Source organism: Streptomyces sp. NPDC001393, from assembly GCF_053597455.1.
This window is the reverse complement of sequence record NZ_JBSFIH010000054.1, coordinates 20,847-42,764: the sequence shown is the minus strand read 5'-3', so window position 1 is coordinate 42,764 and position 21,918 is coordinate 20,847. Positions and strand designations below refer to the sequence as shown.

The 21,918-nt window shown below is 71.6% G+C and carries 18 protein-coding genes; 2 read left to right on the top strand and 16 right to left on the bottom strand.

Features of this window, described 5'->3' with window-relative positions:
• Window positions 1-21 precede the first annotated feature (21 nt).
• Entirely contained in the window at window positions 22-1,131 is a 1,110-nt protein-coding gene (locus ACWC2T_RS37080) for a HoxN/HupN/NixA family nickel/cobalt transporter (RefSeq protein WP_450674737.1), read from the top strand.
• Between the two features lie 163 nt (window positions 1,132-1,294).
• Here the strand turns inward: ACWC2T_RS37080 and ACWC2T_RS37075 are convergent, their stop codons facing one another.
• From ACWC2T_RS37075 to ACWC2T_RS37010, 14 genes are all read right to left on the bottom strand, one after another.
• The gene (locus tag ACWC2T_RS37075) at window positions 1,295-2,260 is read right to left on the bottom strand and encodes an L-tyrosine/L-tryptophan isonitrile synthase family protein (RefSeq protein ID WP_450674736.1); all 966 of its coding nucleotides are present in this window, start codon (window positions 2,258-2,260) and stop codon (window positions 1,295-1,297) included.
• A 170-nt stretch (window positions 2,261-2,430) separates the two neighbouring features.
• Complete coding sequence (locus tag ACWC2T_RS37070) at window positions 2,431-3,693, bottom strand: cytochrome P450 family protein (RefSeq protein WP_450674735.1); 1,263 nt, start codon at window positions 3,691-3,693, stop codon at window positions 2,431-2,433.
• Between the two features lie 11 nt (window positions 3,694-3,704).
• Window positions 3,705-5,531: an asparagine synthase (glutamine-hydrolyzing) gene (asnB, locus tag ACWC2T_RS37065; protein ID WP_450674734.1), complete on the bottom strand. Its 1,827-nt coding sequence runs from the start codon at window positions 5,529-5,531 to the stop codon at window positions 3,705-3,707.
• A 16-nt stretch (window positions 5,532-5,547) separates the two neighbouring features.
• On the bottom strand, window positions 5,548-7,014 hold the full coding sequence (locus ACWC2T_RS37060; RefSeq protein ID WP_450674733.1) for an MFS transporter: 1,467 nt from the start codon (window positions 7,012-7,014) through the stop codon (window positions 5,548-5,550).
• Between the two features lie 226 nt (window positions 7,015-7,240).
• Window positions 7,241-8,056, bottom strand: a complete 816-nt coding sequence (locus tag ACWC2T_RS37055; RefSeq protein WP_450674732.1) for an ABC transporter ATP-binding protein — start codon at window positions 8,054-8,056, stop codon at window positions 7,241-7,243.
• Window positions 8,053-9,072: a FecCD family ABC transporter permease gene (locus tag ACWC2T_RS37050; RefSeq protein WP_450674731.1), complete on the bottom strand. Its 1,020-nt coding sequence runs from the start codon at window positions 9,070-9,072 to the stop codon at window positions 8,053-8,055. Before ACWC2T_RS37050 ends, ACWC2T_RS37055 begins: the two co-directional genes overlap by 4 nt.
• A 56-nt stretch (window positions 9,073-9,128) precedes the next feature.
• The gene (locus ACWC2T_RS37045; RefSeq protein WP_450674730.1) at window positions 9,129-10,199 is read right to left on the bottom strand and encodes an ABC transporter substrate-binding protein; all 1,071 of its coding nucleotides are present in this window, start codon (window positions 10,197-10,199) and stop codon (window positions 9,129-9,131) included.
• 178 nt (window positions 10,200-10,377) lie between these two features.
• Entirely contained in the window at window positions 10,378-11,004 is a 627-nt protein-coding gene (locus ACWC2T_RS37040; RefSeq protein WP_450674729.1) for a sigma-70 family RNA polymerase sigma factor, read from the bottom strand.
• A gap of 171 nt (window positions 11,005-11,175) precedes the next feature.
• Complete coding sequence (locus ACWC2T_RS37035; RefSeq protein WP_450674728.1) at window positions 11,176-11,886, bottom strand: hypothetical protein; 711 nt, start codon at window positions 11,884-11,886, stop codon at window positions 11,176-11,178.
• 59 nt (window positions 11,887-11,945) lie between these two features.
• Window positions 11,946-12,467, bottom strand: a complete 522-nt coding sequence (locus ACWC2T_RS37030; RefSeq protein WP_450674727.1) for a copper chaperone PCu(A)C — start codon at window positions 12,465-12,467, stop codon at window positions 11,946-11,948.
• The gene (locus ACWC2T_RS37025) at window positions 12,464-14,719 is read right to left on the bottom strand and encodes a heavy metal translocating P-type ATPase (protein ID WP_450674726.1); all 2,256 of its coding nucleotides are present in this window, start codon (window positions 14,717-14,719) and stop codon (window positions 12,464-12,466) included. The genes ACWC2T_RS37030 and ACWC2T_RS37025 overlap by 4 nt, the downstream gene beginning before the upstream one ends.
• Complete coding sequence (locus ACWC2T_RS37020; protein WP_450674725.1) at window positions 14,719-14,964, bottom strand: hypothetical protein; 246 nt, start codon at window positions 14,962-14,964, stop codon at window positions 14,719-14,721. Before ACWC2T_RS37020 ends, ACWC2T_RS37025 begins: the two co-directional genes overlap by 1 nt.
• Window positions 14,965-15,082: 118 nt before the next feature.
• Window positions 15,083-16,189, bottom strand: coding sequence for an NAD(P)-dependent alcohol dehydrogenase (locus ACWC2T_RS37015; protein ID WP_450674724.1), 1,107 nt, complete (start codon window positions 16,187-16,189; stop codon window positions 15,083-15,085).
• Window positions 16,190-16,214: 25 nt separating this feature from the next.
• Entirely contained in the window at window positions 16,215-17,672 is a 1,458-nt protein-coding gene (locus ACWC2T_RS37010; protein ID WP_450674723.1) for an aldehyde dehydrogenase family protein, read from the bottom strand.
• A gap of 106 nt (window positions 17,673-17,778) precedes the next feature.
• On the opposite strand from ACWC2T_RS37010, the gene ACWC2T_RS37005 reads away from it, so the two are divergent.
• On the top strand, window positions 17,779-18,207 hold the full coding sequence (locus tag ACWC2T_RS37005; RefSeq protein WP_450674722.1) for a MarR family winged helix-turn-helix transcriptional regulator: 429 nt from the start codon (window positions 17,779-17,781) through the stop codon (window positions 18,205-18,207).
• A gap of 27 nt (window positions 18,208-18,234) precedes the next feature.
• Here ACWC2T_RS37005 and ACWC2T_RS37000 read toward each other — a convergent pair whose 3' ends face one another.
• Together ACWC2T_RS37000 and ACWC2T_RS36995 are read right to left on the bottom strand one after the other, a co-directional pair.
• On the bottom strand, window positions 18,235-18,384 hold the full coding sequence (locus ACWC2T_RS37000) for a hypothetical protein (protein WP_450674721.1): 150 nt from the start codon (window positions 18,382-18,384) through the stop codon (window positions 18,235-18,237).
• 129 nt (window positions 18,385-18,513) lie between these two features.
• Window positions 18,514-21,879 carry a GH92 family glycosyl hydrolase gene (locus ACWC2T_RS36995; RefSeq protein ID WP_450674720.1) on the bottom strand — a complete coding sequence of 1,122 codons (3,366 nt, stop codon included), beginning with the start codon at window positions 21,877-21,879 and terminating at the stop codon, window positions 18,514-18,516.
• Window positions 21,880-21,918: the final 39 nt, after the last annotated feature.

Here is a 21,918-nt window from a genome sequence, read left to right as displayed (position 1 = left end):
GAGGTGCTGGAGCGTGACCGTATGACCGTGCCCCAAGGCGTGCCCGAAACCGCCGCCGCCCCTTCCTTCCGCTGGCGGCGTGAGGACACCGTCCGAACCGCGGGCCTCCTGACCGTGATCGTCGCTCTGCACGTGGTCGCCTTCGGAATCCTGTTCCTGCTCGTGGTGCCGCGCCACTACGAGGTCGGCAGCAAGGCGTTCGGGGTCGGGCTGGGCATCACGGCCTACACCCTCGGCATGCGGCACGCCTTCGACGCGGACCACATCGCCGCGATCGACAACACCACCCGCAAGCTGATGGCCGACGGCAAGCGGCCGGTGTCGGTGGGCTTCTGGTTCGCGCTCGGGCATTCCAGCGTGGTGGTCGTCATGGCCGCGCTGGTCGCCGGAGGCGCCAAGCTCGCCGGCACCCTGATGAACGACGGCTCACGGACCCACCAGGTCCTCGGCACCGTGGGCACGACGGTCTCCGGCGGCTTCCTCTACCTGATCGCCGCCCTGAATCTCGTGGCGCTGTTCGGCATCGTCCGCGTCTTCAGGGCCATGCGGGAAGGGCAGTACGACGAGGCGGAGTTGGAGGCCCACCTCGACTCGCGCGGCTTCATGAACCGCATCCTGGGCCGGCTCACCAAGTCCGTCCGCCGCCCCGGCCAGATGTTCCCGCTGGGCTTTCTCTTCGGCATCGGCTTCGACACCTCCACCGAGGTGCTGCTCCTGGCCCTCGCCGGCAACGGCGCCGCCGCGGGCCTGCCCTGGTACGCAGTCCTGTGCCTGCCCCTCCTCTTCGCCGCCGGCATGAGCCTGTTCGACACTCTCGACGGCACCTTCATGAACTTCGCCTACCAGTGGGCGTTCTCCAACCCGGTGCGCAAGGTGTTCTACAACCTCACCATCACCGGCCTTTCCATCGCGGTGGCCTTCTTCGTCGGCACGATCGAACTGGTCGGGGTGCTGCACGACAAGCTGGGCCTGAGTGATGACGTCTCCGGCTGGATCGCGGGCCTGAACCTGGACAACGTCGGTTACGTCATCGCCGGCCTGTTCGTGGTCGTCTGGGCCGCGGCCATCGGCTACTGGCGTCTGGCGAAGGTTGAGGAGCGCTGGCGCGCCCGTGCGGCGGACACGGCCTGACGCCACAGCGCCCCTCGCCGCCACCGGCACACGCCTCGGCCAGCAGGGCCGGGGCAAGCTGGCCGTGGCGAGCGGCCCACCGGGTCCGCGCCGGGTGCTGCAACAGGCCGAAGGTGCGGGCCCGGTGCCCTTACGCGCGGGCATGCCCCCGGTGCGCACGTCGTCAAGGCCCCGAAACACCATGGCCGCAGACCTCGGTTTCGTAGTGGCTGGGCCGTCCGCCGAGCTCGACCAGGCGTCCGAGTTCAGCGGCCTTGGCCCGGGGCATGAGCGTCCAGGTGGCGTCGGCGCGGCGGAGGGCGGCCGAGTGCCAGGGAGTGGTCCAGGCGTCCGGCGCGTCGAGGAGGCGGATGCCGAACTTCGGGGCGCCGACGGGCTGCGGATGGATGGAGAGGCGTACGGCACGGGGGTGGTGTTCGGCGATCAGGGCGCCCCAGGCGCGGCTGCGTTGGATCACGCCGTACGCCCGTTGCCGGCATGCGCGTTGGAGGGCGGAGCGGGTGCCCGTCCAGTCGGCGGTGTCCTCGACGAGGAAGCGGGTGATGCCCCGGTAGAGGGCGAGGGTCTGGTCATCGGCCCGGACCTCGGCGCGCAGGGCCTCCAGGGAGGGGGCGTGGCGCTCCTGGATGCGGGCGCGTTTCGTGCCGTTCGGGAGGTCGCCGAGGGCGTCGCGCAGGTCGAAGACGGACAGTCTGTCCAGGCCCAGTTGGCGTATCTGCATGCGTAGGCCGTCGGCGTAGGCGTCGATGTGCTCGTCGGGCACGCCGATGAGGTCGCCGAAGACGTGGCCGTCGGAGCAGATGATCACGCGGGCACCGGGCGGGTAGACCCGCTCGATCTCGGTGCACAGGGTGTTCAGGAAGGTCAGGGAGAGACGTTCGCCCTGGTCAGGGAGGTGCCCGAGGACCTTGGCGAGATGGGGGGACTTGCACGGGAAGCCGGGCAGGGTGAAGACGACGGGCACGCCGTCGCGGGTGAAGTCGGCGATGCGGTGCAGCTGATGGGGGAACGCTTCCGCGGGGACAGGAACAGGAGCGCGGTCGGTCGTGCGGTGATGGGGCAGAAGCAGGTTCAGGATCGCGGTGCCGATGCGGGTGGGGAGGGTGTCCGGCGCGGTGGTCAGTGGCATGTCGTCTCTCCTGGAGCACGGGACGTACGAGGGCACGTCGACATGGCGCCGTGGCGGGTGGCCAGGCGCCTGTGGTCGGTAGGCGTGGGTCAGCCGGGGCGTCGGTGGGCGTGGGTCAGGCGGGGCCGGGGCGGCCGGTGTGGGCCGCTCCGGTCAGCGGTACGTCGATGTCAGAGCCGTCGGCCGTAGCCGACGGGCAGGCGGTGCGTGCCGCGGCCCAGGACGGCCGGGATCCACTCGATGTCTTCGTCCCTGATGGCCAGGTGGAGGCCGGGCAGGCGGGCCAGGAGGGCGCCGAGGGCGATCTGGAGTTCGGCGCGGGCCAGGGCGGCGCCGGGGCAGAAGTGGATGCCGTGGCCGAAGGCGAGGTGGGGGTTGGGCGAGCGGTCGAGGTCCAGGGTGTCGGGGTCGGGGAAGCGTCGCGGGTCGCGGTTGGCGGCGCACAGGGAGACGATCACGGAGTCACCGGCCGGGACCACGGTGCCGTGCAGGTCGCCGTCCTGGTCGAGGAAGCGCCACGTGGTGAGCTCGAAGGCGCTGTCGTAGCGGAGGAGTTCCTCCACGGCGCGGGGCAGGAGCTCCGGCTCGTCGCGCAGACGGGCGAGTTGTTCCGGGTTACGGAAGAGGGCGATCAGGGCGGTCGTGATCTGGTTGGTGACCGGCTCCTGGCCTGCGACGAGGAGTTGGAAGATCATGGAGTCCAGCTCCTCCTGGGACAGTTCACGATGGTCGCGGGCCACGACGAGGCGGCTGAGCAGGTCGTCGTCGCAGTGTTCGCGCTTGTGGGCGACGACGTCCGCGATGTAGCGCTGCAGTGCGTGCAGCCGGGCCTCGTACCGCGGGCGGCCCGGGTCGGTGGGGCCGACCGGCTGGACGACCTTGCCCCAGTCACGGTCGAAGCGCGCCGCCAGTTCCTGCGGCAGGCCGATGACCTCGGCCAGGACCTGGAAGGGGAACAGGGCGGCGAACCCGGTGACGAGGTCGGCGGGGCCGCTCTCGGGCAGGGCGTCGATCAGCGCGTCGGCCAGTTCCTGCAGGCGGGGGCGCAGGCTCTCGATCCGGCGCGGAGTGAAGGCGTCGGTGACGAAACGCCGCATGCGGGTGTGCCTGGGCGGATCCTGGTGGAGCAGGTGGACCTGGAGCTGGGAGTGCTGTGGCTCGGGCATGATCGAGGCGCGGGCACGCCAGCGGTCGTTGCCGCGGTCGTGGTTCTTGCCGAGGCGGTCGTCGTTGAGCGCCGCGTGCGCGGCGTCGTAACCGGTGACGAGCCAGGCCTGTACGCCGCTGGGAAACAGCACGCGGTGGACCGGGCCGGCGTCGCGCATCCGCTCGTACAGGGGGTAGGGGTTGGCCTTGTAGGGGCAGCCCATGAGCGGAACCGGGTCGGGCAGGGTGTCCGGGTCTGCGGCCGGCTGCTGTTCCTGGAGGGTCATGCGAAGGCTCCTCAGAGGGCGAGTTCGGGCCGGTAGTGGTCCAGCCACAGGGCGAGGTCGACCACCCGTTCGAGGCGCAGGCGGTGGCCCCACTCCAGCCGGCCGGGCGGGGCGTCGAGGCAGGGCTTGATGCGGGTCTCGTCGGCCAGCGCCCGGACCTGTGGGGTGGTGAGCGCGTCGCGGGCCATGTTCTGCAGGCCGCGGTTGTAGTCGGGGTGGTGGGTGGCCGGGTAGTGGTTCTTGGGGCGGTACAGGACCGAATCCGGAGCCGGACCGGCACCCATCGCACGAAGGAGGCTCTTCTCGCGGCCGTCGAAACTCTTCAGCGACCAGGGCGTGTTGAAGGCGTACTCGACGAGCCTGTGGTCGCAGTACGGGACCCGCATCTCCAGACCCCGGGCCATGCTGAGCCGGTCCTTGCGGTGCAGGAGCTGGCGCAGCCAGCGGGTCAGCGACAGGTGCTGCATCTCGCGCTGCCGGTGCTCGGTCGGCGTCTCCCCGTCGGCATGCGGTACGGCGGCCAGGGCGCTGCGGTACGTGTCGTCGCGGAACTCGGCTATGTGCAGGTCCAGTTCGGGGTTCAGCGGCATGGCGGCCTCGTCACCCGTGACCAGCAGCCACGGGAAGGTCTCCGCTGCCAGCGCCTTCGGATCGTGGAACCAGGGATACCCGCCGAAGACCTCGTCGGCGGCTTCGCCGGACAGGGCCGCGGTGGAGTGCTTGCGGATCTCGCCGAACAGCAGATACAGCGACGTGTCCATGTCCCCGACCCCGATGGGTGAGTCGCGTGCCACGACGACGGCCTTGCGGTGCTCGGGGTCGAGCAGGGCGCGGGGGTCGAGGATGACCGTGCTGTGGTCGGTGCCGATGTGGGCGCCGGCTTCACGGGCGTACGGGGTGTCGTGGCCGGTGCGCAGGACGTCGCCGGTGAACCGTTCCGCCTGGTCGCTGTAGTCGACGGCGTACGAACGGATCCTCGCCCCCGCACCTTCGCGCAGCCGTAGTTCGTCGGCGATCAGGGCGGTCAGGACGGTGGAGTCGATGCCGCCGGACAGCAGGCTGCACAGGGGCACGTCGGCCTCCAGCCGGCTGCGGGCCGCCTCGCCGACCAGCGCACGGATCCGCTCCACCGTCGTCTCCTGATCGTCGGTGTGGTCGCCGGCCTCCAGCTGCCAGTAGCGGCGTTCGCGGATTCCGCCGCGGTCGAGGACCAGCAGCCCGCCGGGCTCGACCTCCCGTACCCCGGCCCAGACCGTCGGCCCGGTGCTGAACAGCAGGCTGTAGGCCTCCCGCAGTCCGTCGGCGTCCACGCGGGGCCGTACCCCCGGGTGGGCGAAGAGGGCCTTGGGCTCGGAGGCGAAGGCGAGGCCGCCGTCGACGGCCGACCAGAACAGGGGTTTGACGCCGAGCCGGTCACGGACCAGCACCAGCCGCTGGGCGCGCTGGTCCCAGACGGCGAACGCGAACATGCCCTCCAGGTGCCCGGCGAGATCCTCGCCCCACTCCGCGTAGGCCCGCAGCACCACCTCGGTGTCGCTCCGCGTGCGGAACTCATGGCCCCGGCCGCGCAGTTCGGCCCGGATTGCGTGGTGGTTGTAGACCTCGCCGCTGTAGGTGAGCACGATGTCCGGCTCGTCGGGCCGGTCGGTCATCGGCTGGACGCCGCCTTCGAGGTCGAGGACGGCCAGTCGGCGGTGGCCGATCGCGGCCCGCTCGCCCAGCCAGACGCCTCCGGCGTCGGGGCCGCGCGGGGTGAGGGTGGCGGTCATGGCCTCGATGACGGCGGCCTGGGTACGGGCGTCGTGGTGGAAGGACGCCCAGCCGGTGATTCCGCACATGGGGACGACTCCTCGGTCAGGGGTGGTGGGCGGCGGGTGCCGCGTCGGCGGTCTTCTCGGGCGTGGGCGCGCTCCTGCGTCCGTGCAGGGCGAGCAGCGGTACGGCCAGACAGGCGGCGGTCGCCGCGAGGGCCAGGCCGGCTGTCACTCTGCTGTCGCCTCCGGCCAGGCCCCAGGCGGCGGTGGCCAGGGCCGGGCCGAGGGTGAAGCCGAGGCCGCGGGCCAGCTGAACCGACGAGCCCACGGTCGCCGTGCGGTCGGGTGGGGCGGCGCCCATGACCAGGGCCTGGGTGGGGCCACCGTTCAGGCCCATGCCGAGACCGGCCAGCGCCAGCCGCCAGGCCACGTCGAGTGGTGTCCAGCTGTCGCCCAGCGGGATGAGCAGGGTGAGTCCGACAGCGGTCAGCGCGGCACCGGTGACCGCGACCGGCCGGGCCCCGGTGGGGGTGCTCCCGCGCTGGGAGCCCCGCCCGCTCCTGCGAAGCCGAGCGTGCGGGAGGTCGGCGAGGCGACCGCCGACCGGTCCGGCCAGTCCCATGCCCAGGGGGAAGGCGAGCACGGTCAGCCCGGTCGTGGTCGCGCTGACGCCGTCGTCGCGCTGGAGGTGCAGGGCGACGACATAGTGCGTCGCGGCGAACCCGGCCGCCAGCGCCAGCACCGCCGTGTGCGCCCGGACCAGTGCCGTTGCCCGCAGTACGCCGAGCACGGGACGGCCGCCCGGCCCCCGCAGCCACCACCACAGCGGCGGCACGGCGGCAAGCACGAGCACCAGCCACCCCGGGCTTGCCGACGCCAAGGTCAGCGCCAGCAGCAAGGCGGCCACTCCGGAACCCACCAGCAGGGCATCCGCCACCGCCCGCCGGTCGGGTAGGCGCAGGCCCCCGTCCCTCGGCATCGCCCTCCATGCCACGACCAGGGCGAGCAGGCAGAAAGGGATCTTGACCAGGAAGACGGCGCGCCAGCCGAGGTGGTCCAGCAGCAGTCCGCCCGCCGCCGGGCCGGTCACCGCGCCCAGCGGGCCCAGTGTCGCGGGCACGCTCATGGCCCGCCCGCGAAGTTCCGGCCGTACCGAACGCAGGGCGAGAACCGGCATCAGCACGAAGAGCACGGCCCCGAACGCGCCCTGCGCGAGGCGGGCGGCGATCAGCCAGGACGCCCAGGGTGCGGCGGCCGCCAGCGCGCTGCACACGCCGAATCCGGTGGTCGCGACCAGTAGGGCGGAGCGCACACCGGTCTCGTCCAGCCAGCGCCCGACCGGCAACAGCAGTGCTACCACGGGCAGTTGGTAGCCCAGGACGGCCCACTGGGCGGTCGCGGCGGAGACGTGCAGACCGTCGGCGATGTCCGCCAGGGCCACGTTGACGATGTTCATGTCGAGCATCGCCACGAACGACAACAGGCCGGCCACGGCAACGAGCAGCCAGCGGTCCTCGCCGACGGGTATGGGCCCGGGCTGTCCCGGACCGGGACTGTGGCGTGTCACCGTTGGCGCCCCTCACGGTCGTGGATGGGCTGCCGGACGGCAGCCTCGTCCCACAAGTCGGGAGGGATCGCAGGCGAGTTCCCGGGTGCGGCCAGAAATCGTGGGCCGACCCCGAGGCGACGGCGTCGGCCTCGACATGCGCGTTCGGGCATGCCTGCACCGCATCGAGGAAGCCGGACCGACGGCTGAGCGGGCAGGACGCGACCACCGTCCTGCCCGACCGCGTTCATCCCCGCGCGCGAGACTCCGCAGCCGCCCGCGCCGTCCCGTCCACCGGCGCCCGGTGGTCGAACGCGATCAGGGGGTCACCGGTGAGGGGATGGTCGACGACCGCCGCGCGCACGCCGAACACCTCCGCCATCAGGGTGGGTGTGAGGACCTCGCGCGGCGGGCCGGAGGCCACGACCGATCCGGCGTGCAGGACGTGGAGACGGTCGCAGACGGAGGCGGCGGCGTTGAGATCGTGCAGCGACACCAGGGTCGTACGACGCCGGGTGCGGAGCAGGGCGAGCAGGTCGACCTGGTGACGGACGTCGAGGTGGTTGGTCGGCTCGTCCAGCACGAGGACGTCGGGGTTCTGGGCGAACGCCCTGGCCAGCAGCACGCGTTGGCGTTCTCCGCCGGACAGGGCCGTGAAGCGGCGCCCGGCATGCTCCGCCACACCGGCATCCGTGAGCGCCTGCGCGACGATGTCCCGGTCGGCGGAGTCCTCTCGGGCGAAGGCCCGCTTGTAGGGAGTGCGGCCCATGGCGACCACCTCGCGCACGGTCAGCTCGAAGTCACTACCCCGCTCCTGGGGCAGGGCCGCCACGTGCCGCGCGGACTGAACCGGGGTCAGCTCACGCAGGTCGGTGCCGGCCACCAGCACTCGCCCCGCGGTGGGCTTCAGGTGCCGGTAGACGGTGCGCAGGAGCGTGGACTTTCCGCTGCCGTTCGGGCCGACCAGGCCCGTGATCTCGCCCTCGGCCGCGACGAGCCGGGCGCCCGCGACGACCGTGCGGCCGGCGTAGGCGACGTCCAGGTCTTCGATGTCGATCCTCAACTGCCGCTCCCCAGGCGCTGGTCCAGCAGGTACAGCAGGGCCGGCGCTCCCAGCAGCGAGGTCACCACGCCGACCGGCAGCTCCTGCGTGTCCATCGCCGTACGGCACACGATGTCGACCACCACCAGCAGCACCGCGCCGAACAGTGCGGAGACCGGCAGGAGGCGCCGGTGGTCGCCGCCGACGACCAGGCGGCAGGCGTGCGGCACCATCAGGGCGACGAACGCGATGGCGCCGGAGACGGCCACCAGGACACCGGTGAGCACGCTGGTGACGGTGAACAGTTCGCGGCGCAGCCGGGTGACGTCGATGCCCAGTCCGGCGGCCGTCTCGTCGCCCATCAGAAGGGCGTTCAGGCCGCGGGCGCGTGCCTGGAGCCACAGCGTGGCGAGCGGAACGGCCGTCGCGGGCACGGCGAGCAGTTCCCAGGTCGCTCCGCCGAGACTGCCCATGAGCCAGAACAGGACACTGTGGGTCTGCTGCTCGTCCCCGGCCTGCAACACCAGGTAGCTGGTGAACCCGGACAGGAACTGGCCGATCGCCACCCCGGCCAGCACCAGCCGCAGCGGGGCGAATCCGCCGCCGCGCCGGGCCACCGCCCAGACCAGCGCAAGCGTGCCCAGCGCGCCGGCGAAGGCTGCGCCGGACAGGCCCAGTCCCAGCGCCCCGCCCGCGCCCAGGCCGAGGACGATCGCGGCGACCGCGCCGAGGGAGGCGCCGTTGGAGATGCCCAGCAGGTAGGGATCGGCCAGCGGGTTGCGCACCAGCGCCTGTACGGCCGTACCGACGAGCCCGAGGCCGGCGCCGACGAGGGCGGCGAGCAGGGCACGGGGAACGCGCAGCTGCCAGACGATGAGGTCGTCCGTGCCGGGGCGCGGCGCCTCGCCGGACAGCCGCCGCCACACCACGCTCCACACCTCGCCGGGCGGGATGGACGTCGAGCCCCGGGCCACGGCCGCCGTCAGCGCGGCCAGCAGCACCACGGCCAGGACTGCCGACAGAGGGCCGGCGGGCACGCTCCCGCGTTCCTCCGGCACCGCGGTTTTCCGGCGCACCCGTGTGAAGGCCACGATCAGCCGACCTTGCCCGGGTGGAGGGTCCTGGCGATCTGTTCGACCGTGTCGGCGTTCTCCACCCCCGCGATGGTGGTCTGCTCGGAGCCGACGCGCAGGAAGTGGCCCTCCTTCACCGCCTTCAGGCCCTTGGTCGCCGGGTTGGACCTCAGCCACTGCTCGGCCTCGTCGAACGCCTTCTTGTTGCCCGCCTCGCTGCCGCGGTTGCGGACGCCGAGCTGGATCCAGTCGGGATTCCTGGCGATGACGTCCTCCCAGCCGACCTGCTTGTAGTCGCCGTCGCAGTCGGCGAAGACGTTGCGCGCACCGGCCAGGGTGATCACGGCGTTGGCGACCTGGCGGTTGCAGATGACAGTGGGCTGCTTGGTACCGGCGTCGTAGTCGAAGAAGAAGTACGTCGGCCGCGCGTTCTCGGCCGTACCGCCGACCGCCCGCTGCACGGCGTCCACCTTCTCCTGCATCCCCGCGACCAGTTCCTTCGCCCGCGCGCTTGTGTCGGTGACCGCGCCGAGGGAGGTGATGTCGGCCTCGACCGCGGACAGGTCGGTCACCGGGCTCTTGCGCTGTGCCGCGCAGGCGGTGGACTTCAGGAAGATGTGCTTGATCCCGGCCGCGTGGAACTCTTCCGGCGTCGGCGCGTCGCCCGTCCCGCCGCCGCCCATGCTTCCCATCGAGGCAAAGGTGTCGATGTACAGGTCGGCCCCGGAGCCGAGCAGCTTCTCCTTCGGGATCACCGTCCGGCTGAGCACCTTGACCTTCTGCGCCTGTGCGTCGAACGCGCCGGGCAGGGTGCCCCTGCCGGGTGGGAAGCCCGTGCCGATCACCTTGTCGCCGACGCCGAGGCGGAGCAGCAGCTCCAGGCCGGAGGCGTTGCTGGTGACGATTCTCTTCGGGGCGGCGGAGAACGTGGTCCGGGCGCCCGTGCAGTCGCTGACGGACACCGGGTAGGCACCCTTGCCGCTCCGGCCCGCGTTGTCGTCCGCCGTGCTCCTCTCCCCGCCTCCGCAGCCCGCCACGAGCAGGCCGCCCAGCGCGACGGCCGCCGCAGAGCCCCACACACGAGAACGCATCGAACAACTCCCGGATCCACTCGGTACCACGGGCGAACCTCCGTCGCCCGGTCCAGTAGTCGGAGCGAAGGTCCTCTGAGTTCCCGCCAGTCGGCTGTCCGGCTCAGGTGAACCACTCGCGGCATCGGAGGGTGTCGGTCCCGCATCTCCGGTCGGCACCGACACCCTCCCGGATTCGTCAGCCCACCAGCGCGGCGGACTCTTCCGCCTCGTCCAGCAGGTCCACCAGCGCCGCGCGGGCGCGGGCCACGCGAGAGCGGACCGTGCCGATCGGGCAGCCGCTCATCTCGGCAGCCTCCGCATACGGCAGGCCGAGCAGCTGTGTGAGGACGAACGCCTCCCGGCGGTCGTCGGGGAGTGCGGCCAGCAGATCCAGCAACGCGATGCCGTCGTCGAAGCCGGGCAGGTCGCAGGGCTGGGCCAGCTCGACGGCGAGCTGCCAGTCCGGTACGTCGGTCAGGCGCGGCCGGGCGGCGGCGTACCGGTAGCTGTCGATCACCGCGCGGCGCGCGATGGACAGCAGCCAGGCCCGGGCCGAGGAACGCCCCTCGAACCGGTGCAGGCTGCCGAGCGCACGCAGGAACGTGTCCTGCGCCAGATCGTCCACGGCCTGCGGATCGCCGCACAGATGGGCGACATAGCGCTGCACGTCCCGGTGCAGGGCGCCCACGAACTGGTCGACGGCATCCGCGTCACCGCCTCGGGCGGCCAGCGCCCATGCGGTGATCGATTCGTCGAGTGCCGACGTTGTGCGGCTCGTCGTCTCGCGTGTGGCGCGCGAGGTGGGCAGGGCAGAGGTCATCACCTGATGTCCTTCTCGGGTCAACCGTGATCCGGACCGGCGCGCGCCAAGACACGGGCGGTCCGGTGAAGTGGGCAGACGGCCCTACGTCGCCACCGTGGCGCTACGACGCCCGTGCGGTCGTACGGCCGTGGCCCGAGGCGCCGGCGGGCAGCCTCGGGAAACCAGCTGTCTTCAGACGACAGCCGTTCCCACGGGCGGGCCCCGAGAGGTGATCGCGTGGACGAGGAGGAGGAGGCGTGGCGCCCGGTCCGAGCGGCGGCGCCGCATGTGGACGCGCGGGCGGTCGGGGGTGACGGGCAGGGCGAGCAGCAGCCGCAGCGGGGCTGCCAGCCGTCCGGCCATCGCCCGCAGGATCCGGAAGGCGGCCCTCTCGCCGTACGCGAGCCACAGACCGCACAGCACCGCGGCGAGCAGGTGGGCGACGAGCATGCCGAACGACGGGAATCCGCCGTCCATGGAGTGCCCCATGTGGTCCATGTGGTCCATGTGGTCCATGCCCATGTGACTCATGCTCATGTGACTCATGCTCATGTGGCTCATGTGCGTGGAGCCCATGTCCATGGAGCTCATGTCCATGGCGTCCATGCCGCTCATGTCCATGGAGGCCGAGTGATCGGACGCCCCGGACGCCGATTGTGCGGAGGAGAACGCCTCGTGCAGCAGGGCCTGGGCGGCGACCACGACGGTCACGATCGACGCCGGTCCGCGCTCACGCCCCGCCAGGCACCAGCCCACGGCACCGGTCACGGCCACGCCGGCGGCCAGCGCCCAGCCGGGCACGTCGCTGCCGGACATCAGGACGTGGCCCAGGGCCGCGAGCAGCACGCACAAGGCCGCGAACACCGCGGCCCGTATCGTGCGAGCACACCACCCTGCTGTCATGACGCCTCATCCTCGCATCCGGGCTTCGGCCGTCGTGCAGGGGTACGGAAAGCGGGGGGTCACCAGCCGCTGTCGGCCGGGCGGATCACCAGGGCGACCGTCTCGATCGGTGCACTGTGCGCGAAGTGCAGGGTGAACGGCACGAGGTCGCCCGCCTGCCATCCCGCCCGGGCCCGCAGGGTCACGTCCATACCGTGCGGCGACATGGACAGCTCGCCACCTGCCGGGACGGTCGCCGATGCCACGCCGGCCTTTGGGCCGGCTCCGCCCCTGGTCATACGGTGACGGCTGAGGGTGATCTCGCCACCGGTGGCGGACGAGGTCACCTTCACCAGCCGGTCGTCCGCGCCGCCGAGGTTGGAGACGTCGAAGAACGCGGCGGTCTCCGTGGTGTCTCCGTACGGCAGGTAGACGCGCCCGGATGTGACGGAGATGCGGGCCGGGCTGCCCGCCTTCCCGGTCCCGGCCCAGGTCGTCAGCCCGCCCAGTGCGACGCCGCACGCGGCCACGGGCGCGAGCGCGGCAAGGAGGGTTTCGGTCAGCCGACGGCGAGTGGGCCGCCAGAGCTTCTGCTCGCTCATCGGGTGCGCCTCCGCGCGGGCGAGGGCCGCCATGCGCGCAGCCGCAGGCTGTTGCCGACGACCAGCAGGGAACTGGCCGACATGGCTGCCCCTGCGAGCATGGGGTTGAGCAGGCCGACCATGGCGAGCGGCACGGTCACGACGTTGTATCCGAAGGCCCAGACGAGGTTGGCGCGTATCGTGCCCAGCGTGCGCCGGGCGAGCCGGACCGCGTCCGCCAGCGCCTCGATGTCCCCGCGCACCAAGGTCACGTCGGCCGCTCCGATGGCCACGTCCGTGCCGCTGCTCATGGCGATGCCCAGATCGGCACCGGCGAGCGCGGCGGCGTCGTTGACACCGTCGCCGATGACCGCGACCCGGTGGCCCTGCTCCTGGAGTTTCCGTACGAGGTCGGCCTTGTCCTCGGGTGTGCAGCGGGCGTGCACCTCCCGGATCCCCAGGGCCGACGCCACCGCCTGCGCGGGTGCCTCCCGGTCACCCGTGGCGAGTACCGGCCGGACACCGAGGCGCCGCAGACGGTCCACGGCACGGTAGCTTCCGGGTCGTACGACGTCCCCGACCTCGACCAGGGCCTCGGGTACGGCGTCCACGCGGACCAGGACGGGTGTGTGGGCGGCGGTCTCGGCCGCGAGCATGGCGTCGGCGAGGGCGGCGGGCAACTCACCGTCCGGCGCGACGATTTCCACCTGTCGTCCCTCGGCCCGTCCGCGCACGCCCCGCCCCGGCAGCGCGCTGAACTCGCTCACCTCCGGCAACGGCCGTTCCGTCGCTGCTCGCCCGGCGTACGCGGCGATGGCCCGGCCCAGGGGGTGCTCCGAGCCCCGCTCGACCGCGCCGGCCAGCCGCAGCACCGCCTCCTTTCCCAGCCCGTCGGGCACGGCCGTGACCCGGGCGACGGTCATGTGCCCCGAGGTGAGCGTGCCGGTCTTGTCCAGCACGACGGCGTCGATGTGCTGCAGGCCTTCCAACGCCTGCGGCCCGCTGACGAGCACACCGAGCTGGGCGCCCCGCCCGGTCGCCGCCATCAAGGCGGTCGGCGTCGCCAGGCCCAGCGCGCACGGGCAGGCCACGACCAGAACCGCCACGCACGCGGTGACCGCGGCCTGCGGGTCGGCTCCGGCGCCGAGCCAGAATCCGAGCGCCGTGACGGCCAGCGCCAGCACGACGGGCACGAAGACACCCGCCACCGCGTCGGCCAGTCGCTGCGCCCTCGCCTTGCCGGCCTGTGCCTCGGTCACCAGCCGGGTGATCCGGGCGAGCTGGGTGTCGGCGCCGATGGCCGAGGCCTTCACCAGCAGCAGCCCGCCGGCGTTGACGGCGCCGCCGACCACCGCCGAGCCCGGCCCGACCTCCACCGGCTCGCTCTCCCCGGTGACCAGGGACAGATCCACCGCGGAACTGCCCTCGACCACTTCGCCGTCGGTGGCCACCCGCTCTCCCGGCCGCACGACGAACACCTGCCCCCGGCTCAACTGCTCGCCGCGAACGAGCCGTTCGGAGCCGTCCTCGCGGACCGCCACCTCTTTGACGGCAAGTCGGGCCAGCGACCTGAGCGCCGCGCCGGTGCCGCGCCGGGCCCGGGCCTCCAGGTACCGCCCGGCGAGGACGAACAGCGGTACGCCGACGGCCGCTTCGAGGTAGAGGTGCGCGGCGCCGTCGGACGCGGACGGGACGGGAGAGAAGGGCATGCGCATCCCCGGCTCTCCGGCGCCGCCGAGGAACAAGGCGTACGCCGACCAGGCGAACGAGGCAACCACGCCCAGCGACACCAGGGTGTCCATGGTCGCCGCCGAATGCCGCAGCCCGCGTACCGCCCGCGCGTGGAACGGCCACGCACCCCACACGGCGACCGGCGCGGCCAGCGCGAAGCACAGCCACTGCCAGGAGCGGAACTGCAGGCCGGGCACCATCGACAGCAGGAGCACCGGCACCGCGAGCAGTGCCGTGACCAGGAGCCGGTGCCGCTCCCCCGTCGCGGCCTCGGCTTCGCCGCCGTGCTCGGGCTGCTGCTTGCTGGGCGGCTCGGGGAGGGCGGCGGTGTAACCGGCCTGCTCGACCGTCTCGACGAGTTCCTCAGGACTGATCTGCGCCGGATGGCTGACCCGGGCCCGCCCGGTGGCCAGATTGACGGTGGCGGTCACCCCCTCCAGCTTGGCGAGCTTCTTCTCGACCCGCTTCACGCAGGCCGCGCAGGTCATCCCGCCGACGTTCAGATCGGTCGTCACCAGTGCGATCACGGGTTCCGCGCCCATCAGTGGCCGACCCCGTGCATGTCCCCCATGCCACCGCTGCCACCGCTGCCGCCGGGATCGCCGTCGCCCCGGCTCGTGCCGGTGCCGTGCATGCCGGGCGCGACGGGTCCCGCGGCGGCACCGACGGCGTACGACACCGCGAACACCAGCGCCAGCAGGAGAAGGAATCCGCACAGGGCAGGCGGGGGCGCCGGCTTTCGCGGCACCGCTTCCGCGCCGGAGGAGAATTGCCGGGGCTCGTTCATCAACCGCGTCTCCAGATCACGTCGTACGGAGTCGCTCGGATCGATCCGTAGCGCTTCAGGAGTCGGGGCCGGAGGGACCCGAGTTCCGGACGAGATGTGTGGCGCCTACCACACCCGCTCAGAAAGTGAGCACTGGCTTGATCGTCTTGCCCTCATTCATGTCCCGCACCGCCCGGTCGATGTCCGGGAACGGATACGTACTGATCAGGCGGTCCAGCGGCAGCCGCCCCTCCTTGACCAGCTGGACGAGGGCGGGGATGAAGGTCTGGGTCTCGCTGTCGCCCAGGGTGAGACCGACGATCCGCTTGCCCGGCAGCAACCCGTTGACGTCCAGGGCCACTTCGGTGCCGAAGGGCGGGGCGCCGACGACGACCAGGGTGCCGCGCGCGGCGAGCGCGTCGGCGCCCTGGCGCAGCACGGCGACGTTGCCCGTGGTCTCCACGACGCCGTCGGCTCCCTGCCCGTCGGTCAGCGCGGCGAGCGTGTCGCCGAGGTCGGACTCGGCGGCGTTGACGGTGTGCGTGGCGCCCAACTCCTCGGCAAGGGCGAGCCGTTCGGCGAACCGGTCCACGGCGATGATCCGGGCACCCGGGGTGAGGGCGGCGGCCATCACCGCGGACAGGCCGACGGCTCCGGCGCCGAGGACGACGAGCGTGCTGCCGGCCCGGGGAGCGAGGACGTTCCACACGGCACCGACCCCGGTCTGCACACCGCAGCCGAGCGGGGCGATCAGGTCGAGCCGCACATCGGGGTCGACCTTCACCAGGCTCCGCCGGTCCACCAAAGCGCGTTCGGCGAAGGAGGACTGGCCGAAGAAGTGCCCGCCGAGCGGGCTGCCGTCGCGCCTGATGGTGCTGGTGCCATCGGCGCGCCGGCCGCCGATGAGGTTCCGTGGCAGCCAGGTGGCGCAGTACGCCGGGTGGCCTTCGCGGCAGTTGCGGCAGCTGCCACAGGAGGTGAAGGACAGCACGACGTGGTCGCCGGGTTCGACGCCGGTCACGTCCGGGCCGACGGCCTCGACGACACCGGCACCTTCGTGGCCGAGCACGCCTGGCAGCGGGAAGGGCAGGCCGCCGCTCGCCACGCCGAGGTCGGTGTGGCACAGGCCGGCGGCGACCATGCGGACGAGGGCCTCCCCCGGTCCCGGGGCGTCGAGTTCGACGTCGCAGAGGGTGAAGGGCGCTCCCCCGGATTCGACCACGGCGGCGCGCGTGATGGTGGTCATGCGGTGAACTCCTTTGCGCAGCCGCTCAGTCGAGCGAGACGACGACGGATTTGACCTTGGTGTAGGCGGCGAGAGCCTCGGGGCCGTACTCGCGGCCGAAGCCCGAGTCCTTGACGCCGCCGAAGGGGACCGCCGGGTCGAGCATGGCCCAGTCGTTGATCCAGACGATGCCCGCCTGCAGCCGCTCGGCGACCCGGTGGGCGCGGGCGAGGCCGGTGGTCTGGATGCCTGCGGCGAGGCCGTACGGCGTGGAGTTGGCGAGAGCTACCGCCTCGTCCTCGGTGTCGAAGGGCTGGACCGTGAGGACGGGGCCGAAGATCTCCTCCCGGACGACGCGGGAGTCGTCGGCCAGGCCGGTGATCACGGTGGGCTTGTAGTAGTAGCCGCCGCCCAGGTCGAGCCGCTCGCCGCCGACGACCACCCTGGCGCCCTCCTTGCGGGCCAGTTCGACGTGCTCCTCGACCTTTTCCAGGTGCTTGTGGCCCGCCATCGGCCCGACGACGGTACCCGGATCGCGCGGATCACCCACGGGCACCTGCGCGACGGCCTCGGCGAGGATGCCGACCAGGGTGTCGTGCACCGGGCGGGCGACCAGCAGTCGAGGGCCGGCCATGCAGAACTGGCCGGTGTTGAAGACGAACGCCTTGATGATCGCGCCGACCGATTTCTCCAGGTCGGCGTCCTCGAAGACGATGTGCGCCGCGTTGCCGCCCAGTTCCATCATGACGGCCTTGAGCCCCGCACCCGCCACGCTCGCCACGTGCCGGCCGACCGCGGTGGATCCGGTGAAGGCGACCTTGTCAATGCCGGGGTTGCGCAGCAGAGCCTCGCCCGCCACCGGACCCGTGCCGGTGACGACGTTGACCACACCGTCGGGGACGCCCGCCTCCTTCAGCAGGCGGGCCATGAGGAGGGCGCTGAGGGGAGTCTCCTCGGCGGGCTTGTGGACGACGGTGTTGCCGGCCGCGAGGGCCGGTGCGAGCTTCGAACCGGCAAGAATCAGGGGGAAGTTGAACGGTGTGATGGCGGCGACGACGCCGAGCGGCTCGCGCCTGGTGTAGGCGAAGGCGTTGAGGGGGGTGTCGCGGGTGGCGCCGTCCTGGCTCTGCGCGAGGCAGGCGTAGTACTCGTAGTCGTTGGCCGCGTTCGTCACGTCGACCGCGGTGCACAGGGAGATCGGCTTGCCGACATCGAGACTCTCCAGGGCCGCGATCTCCTCGGCGTTCGCCCGGATCAGCTCCGCCACCCGGTGCAGCACGCGCCCGCGCTCGCGCCCGCTCATCCGCGGCCACGGCCCGGAGTCGAAGGCGTCCCTGGCCGCGCGTACGGCGGCGTCGACGTCACTGGCGTCGGCCTCCGCGACGGTCGTGATCACCCGGCCGGTGGACGGGTCGAGGACGTCCATGCGGGCGCCGTCCGCAGCTTCGCGCCACTGACCGCCGATGAACAGCTGCCCCGGACCGGTGTCGAAGGTGGTGGCCATGGCCGACTCCCCAGCATCGTTCACCAAACGTTCAACCAACAGGTTTCCTGATGGTTCTGCAGTCTGGATACGGACAGGATTCCTGTCAATGGTCTAGGGTGCACGCATGGTCGGTACACGGACACGCCCGTCGTTGCTCTACATGGTCAAGCAGGTGGAACTCGTCGTGCGCTCGCACCTGGACGAGCTGGTCAAGCCGGCGGGGATCACGGCTCTGCAGTACACGGCCCTCACGGTGCTGGAACGTCATGACGGGCTGTCGGCGGCCCAGCTCGCCCGGGACTCGTTCGTCACGGCGCAGTCCATGGCGGATCTCGTGCGGTCGCTGGAGGCGCGGGGGCTCGTACGGCGGGAGCGCAACCCGCGCAACCGCCGCGAACTGCTGATCCTGCTGACCGACGCCGGGCGCGAACTGCTCGACCGGTTCGCGGGTCCGGTACGGGATCTGGAGGAGCGGATGATCCGCGACCTCACACCGCACCAGGCCGACCAGTTCCGCCAGGCACTGTCCAAGGCGTGGCACGCACTGTCGTAGGCCTGCCGGGCCTCAGGACGTGGCGTGTCAGGCGACCTCGATGAGCGGCGCGTCCCGTGACAGCTCGCGGAATCCGACGCCGTAGAACAGCCCACGCGCCTTGGGATACCCCGGCGCACCCAGGCAGGCGACCGTCGCATGGGTGGCCCCGGCCGCCCGCGCCAGATGCATCTCCAAGCCGTCGAAACATCTTCGGGTGCTCCGGGACACCACCACACACTCACAGCGTCCTGCCCAGCGGACAGGCCGGTCCCGGGGCTTGTGCTTCCCGGGACCGGCCAAGCCGTCGTCAGTTTCCGCCGTGTCTCACTGGCCGAAGCCGTAGGCGAACAGATGGTCCGTGCCTGTGGAGCCCGTCACCGGCAGGGTGATCGACGCCACCTGCTTGGACGCGTCGAGCGGGACCTTCGTGGCGAAGACGTAGGTCTTCACGCCGTCCCGGCCCCCGCTTCCGGTGTTCCGGTAGCCCGTCGTGACGGCCGTGGTGTCACCCGCGAGCGGCTTGCCCGACCCGCCGTTCAGCGTCCAGTCCGAGAAGCCGACCGTCGCCCTGGACGTGGTGCCGTCGGTGTAGGTGACGGTCACCGTGCCCGAGACCCCGCTGCCGTCGGTCGGCGCGTTGGTCGCCGCGCCCAGCAGGCCCAGTGACGCACCGGACGTGCCGGCCGGCATCGGGATGGTCTGGCCGGCCATCTCCAGGTTGTCCAGCTGACCGGACGTCACGGTTGGCCAGGTGTAGGAGATGCCGTCGACCGTGACGGTGGAGCCGCTGGTGACGCCGGCCGCCGACAGCGCGTTCTGCGAGAAGGCCCAACCGTCGCTGTCGAAGCCGCCCGAGAACTTCGTGCCGTCGGGGTAGATGCCTTCGTTGGTGTCGTAGGGCCACAGCTCGCCGGCCTTCGCCACGGCCACACGGAGGGCGGCGCCGCTCAGTGCCGCCCCGGTGCCGTGGTCGGTGAGTGCGAAGGTGACCGGAAACGTTCCTTCGGCCCCGCCCGCTGTCACATGGACCTTCGCCTCGGCGCTGCCCGAGGCCGACACGTTCACCGAGCCGGAGGAGGGGTCGAGGGTGACGCCGGAGGGCGCCGTCGTCTTCCAGTCGACGGTGACGTCCTTGCTGCCGAGGTTGGTGAGGTCGAGCGTGGCGTCACCGGACGCGTTCGGCGGGAGCACCAGGCCGTCGCTGGAGGGACCGGTCGCGGCCAGCACCCGGTCTCCGCCGGTGGTGTCCGACGGCGGCACGGCCGACGGGTCGGACGCCCAGGACGTGTCGGGCTGGGTGCCGAGGGTGAAGTCGACCGTGCCGGCGCCCTTGAGCTGCTGGTACGTCAGCCAGGAGGTCGTCCACGCCTTGCCCTTGACGCCGACGGACTGCACGTACGGGGCGTCGGGTGCCGCCTGCGGCGCGTTGATCTGCACCGTCCTGCCGCCCGCGAAGGTCACCTTGGCCACCGGGAACACCGGGCTGCCGAGCGCCAGGGTGTCCGTGCCCGGGGTCTCGGGGTACATGCCCAGCTCGGACCAGACGTACCAGGAGCTCATGGCGCCGAGGTCGTCGTTGCCGAACGAGCCGACCGGAGCGTTGAAGTACAGCTTCTGCTGGGCCTGGCGGACGGCTTCCTGGGTCTTCCACGGCTGGCCCGTGTAGTCGTACTCCCAGGGGATCTCCACGCTGGGCTCGTTGCTCAGGTTGGCGTTGGTGTTGCCGGGGTCGGTGATGTTGGCGAGGAGGCTGTCCAGGAAGGACGAGTACGCCTTGGCACCGCCGCGCGCCTGGATGAGCTGCGCCAGGTTGAACGGGACCATCGGCGTGTACTGGGCCGACGTGCCTTCCACGAAGCCGTTGGAGGTGCCCGGGGTGAAGCCGCCCGCGAACTGGCCGTCCTTGTTCTTCGCCTGCAGGTAACCGGTCTGCGGGTTGAAGACGTTCATCCAGTCCTGGGCGCGGGTGGCGAACTTCGTGTAGACGTCCGTCCTGCCCAGCGACTTCGCGAAGGCGGCAAGGGCGTAGTCGGCGGAGTCGTACTCCAGCTGCGTGGAGACCGGGCCGTAGAAGTTGCAGCAGCCGTAGTCGTTCTCGTCGAGCGGCAGGTAGCCCTTGATGTCCCGCACCGACTCGCCGGGGCGGTCGTTGTTCGGGACGGTGGCCTCGTGCTGGAGGGCGGCGAGCGCCTTGTCCGTGTCGAAGCCCCGGGCGCCGAAGGCGTACGCGTCGGCGATGATGCCGGCGGCCGGGTCACCGACCATCACGTAGCTCTCGCCGTTGTTCGAGGCCCACTTGGGCAGCAGGCCGGTCTGGTCGTAGCCGTTGAGCATCGAGGTGACGACGTCGCTGGTGACCTTGGGCTCGACCATGGCCATGAGCTGGGTCTGGGAGCGGTAGGTGTCCCAGCCCGAGTAGTTGGCGTACTGGGCCTGCTGGCCCCTGGCCAGCTTGTGGATCTGGTTGTCCATGCCCATGTACTGGCCGTTGTCGTCCGAGAAGACGTTCGGGTGCAGGAGCGCGTGGTAGAGCGCCGTGTAGAACTGCACCTGCTGGTCCGAGGAGCCGCCGCCGATCTGGATCTTGTTCAGCACCGCGTTCCAGGCGTCGTGGTTCGCCTGCTGGACGGCGTCGAAGTTCCAGTTCCTGATCTCGGTGGCGAGGTTGTTCGCCGCGCCGGCGTCACTCGTGTAGGAGATGCCGACCTTTGCCTTCACCGTCGGGTCGGACGAGGTGTCGAAGGTGAGGTACATCCCGTTCGCGCCCGTTGTGGGCGGCTCGGCGGACGTGCTCGCGGCGGTTCTGCCCGCGCCTGACGTCCGGGGCGCCGCGCCGGCGCTCGGGCCCGAAGATGGCGTGCCGGAGGACGTGCCGGCACTCCCGTGCACCGTCGGGGACGGAGCTGCGGGAACGGTGAAGTGCCTTTCCTTCAGCGGCTTTGACGGACGTGCCTGCGGGTTCCGTCGAACCCTGCCCGCTTTCAGCGACGTCTCGCCGGGGTTGATCGTGCTGCCGACCCAGGTGCCACTGCCGGTGAACGGCCGGTCGAACTTGATGTCGAAGTGCACCGTGTAACGGTTGTTCGCGCCACAGAAGTGACCACTGTCGATCGAGCCGCTGATCTCCTGTTTGTTCACCACCTGGACCCGGGTGCCGTCCACCTGTGTGGCGCCGCCGCTGAGCTTGAACAGCAGGTTCGCCTGCCGGCCGGCGGGGAAGGTGAAGGTGCCCAGGCCGACGCGGGCGGTGTCGGTCAGCCGGGTCGTGACCCCGCCCGCGTCGGTGACCTTGTAGTACCCGATGCCGGTCTGCTCGTCGTCGTGGCTGAAGCCGACGGACGCATTGCCGAGGTCGCCCGACAGCGTGCCGGTCACCGGCAGGATGGGCAGGTCGCCCGCGACGGGGCAGCCGGGTCCGGAAAGGTGGGTGAGGCTGAAGCCCGAGATCTTGTTGTCGTTGTACTCGTAGCCACCACCGTCCGGGCGGTCGGGCGTCGTGTCGGGACCCCACTGCACCATGCCGGCCGGCATGTCGGGGCCGGGGAAGGTGTCCACCTCTCCGGAAGTGCCGACCAGAGGGTGGACGAGGGACGCCGGGTCTTGCACCAGGGCCGGTGTTGCGGCGCTCGCGGCATGGGCGTCCCCGATCGCCGGGAGCGGGAGCGCGGCGATTCCCAGGACGCAGATCACGGCCAGGCGTTGACGGAGTCTTTTTCGGTTACGTGGCGC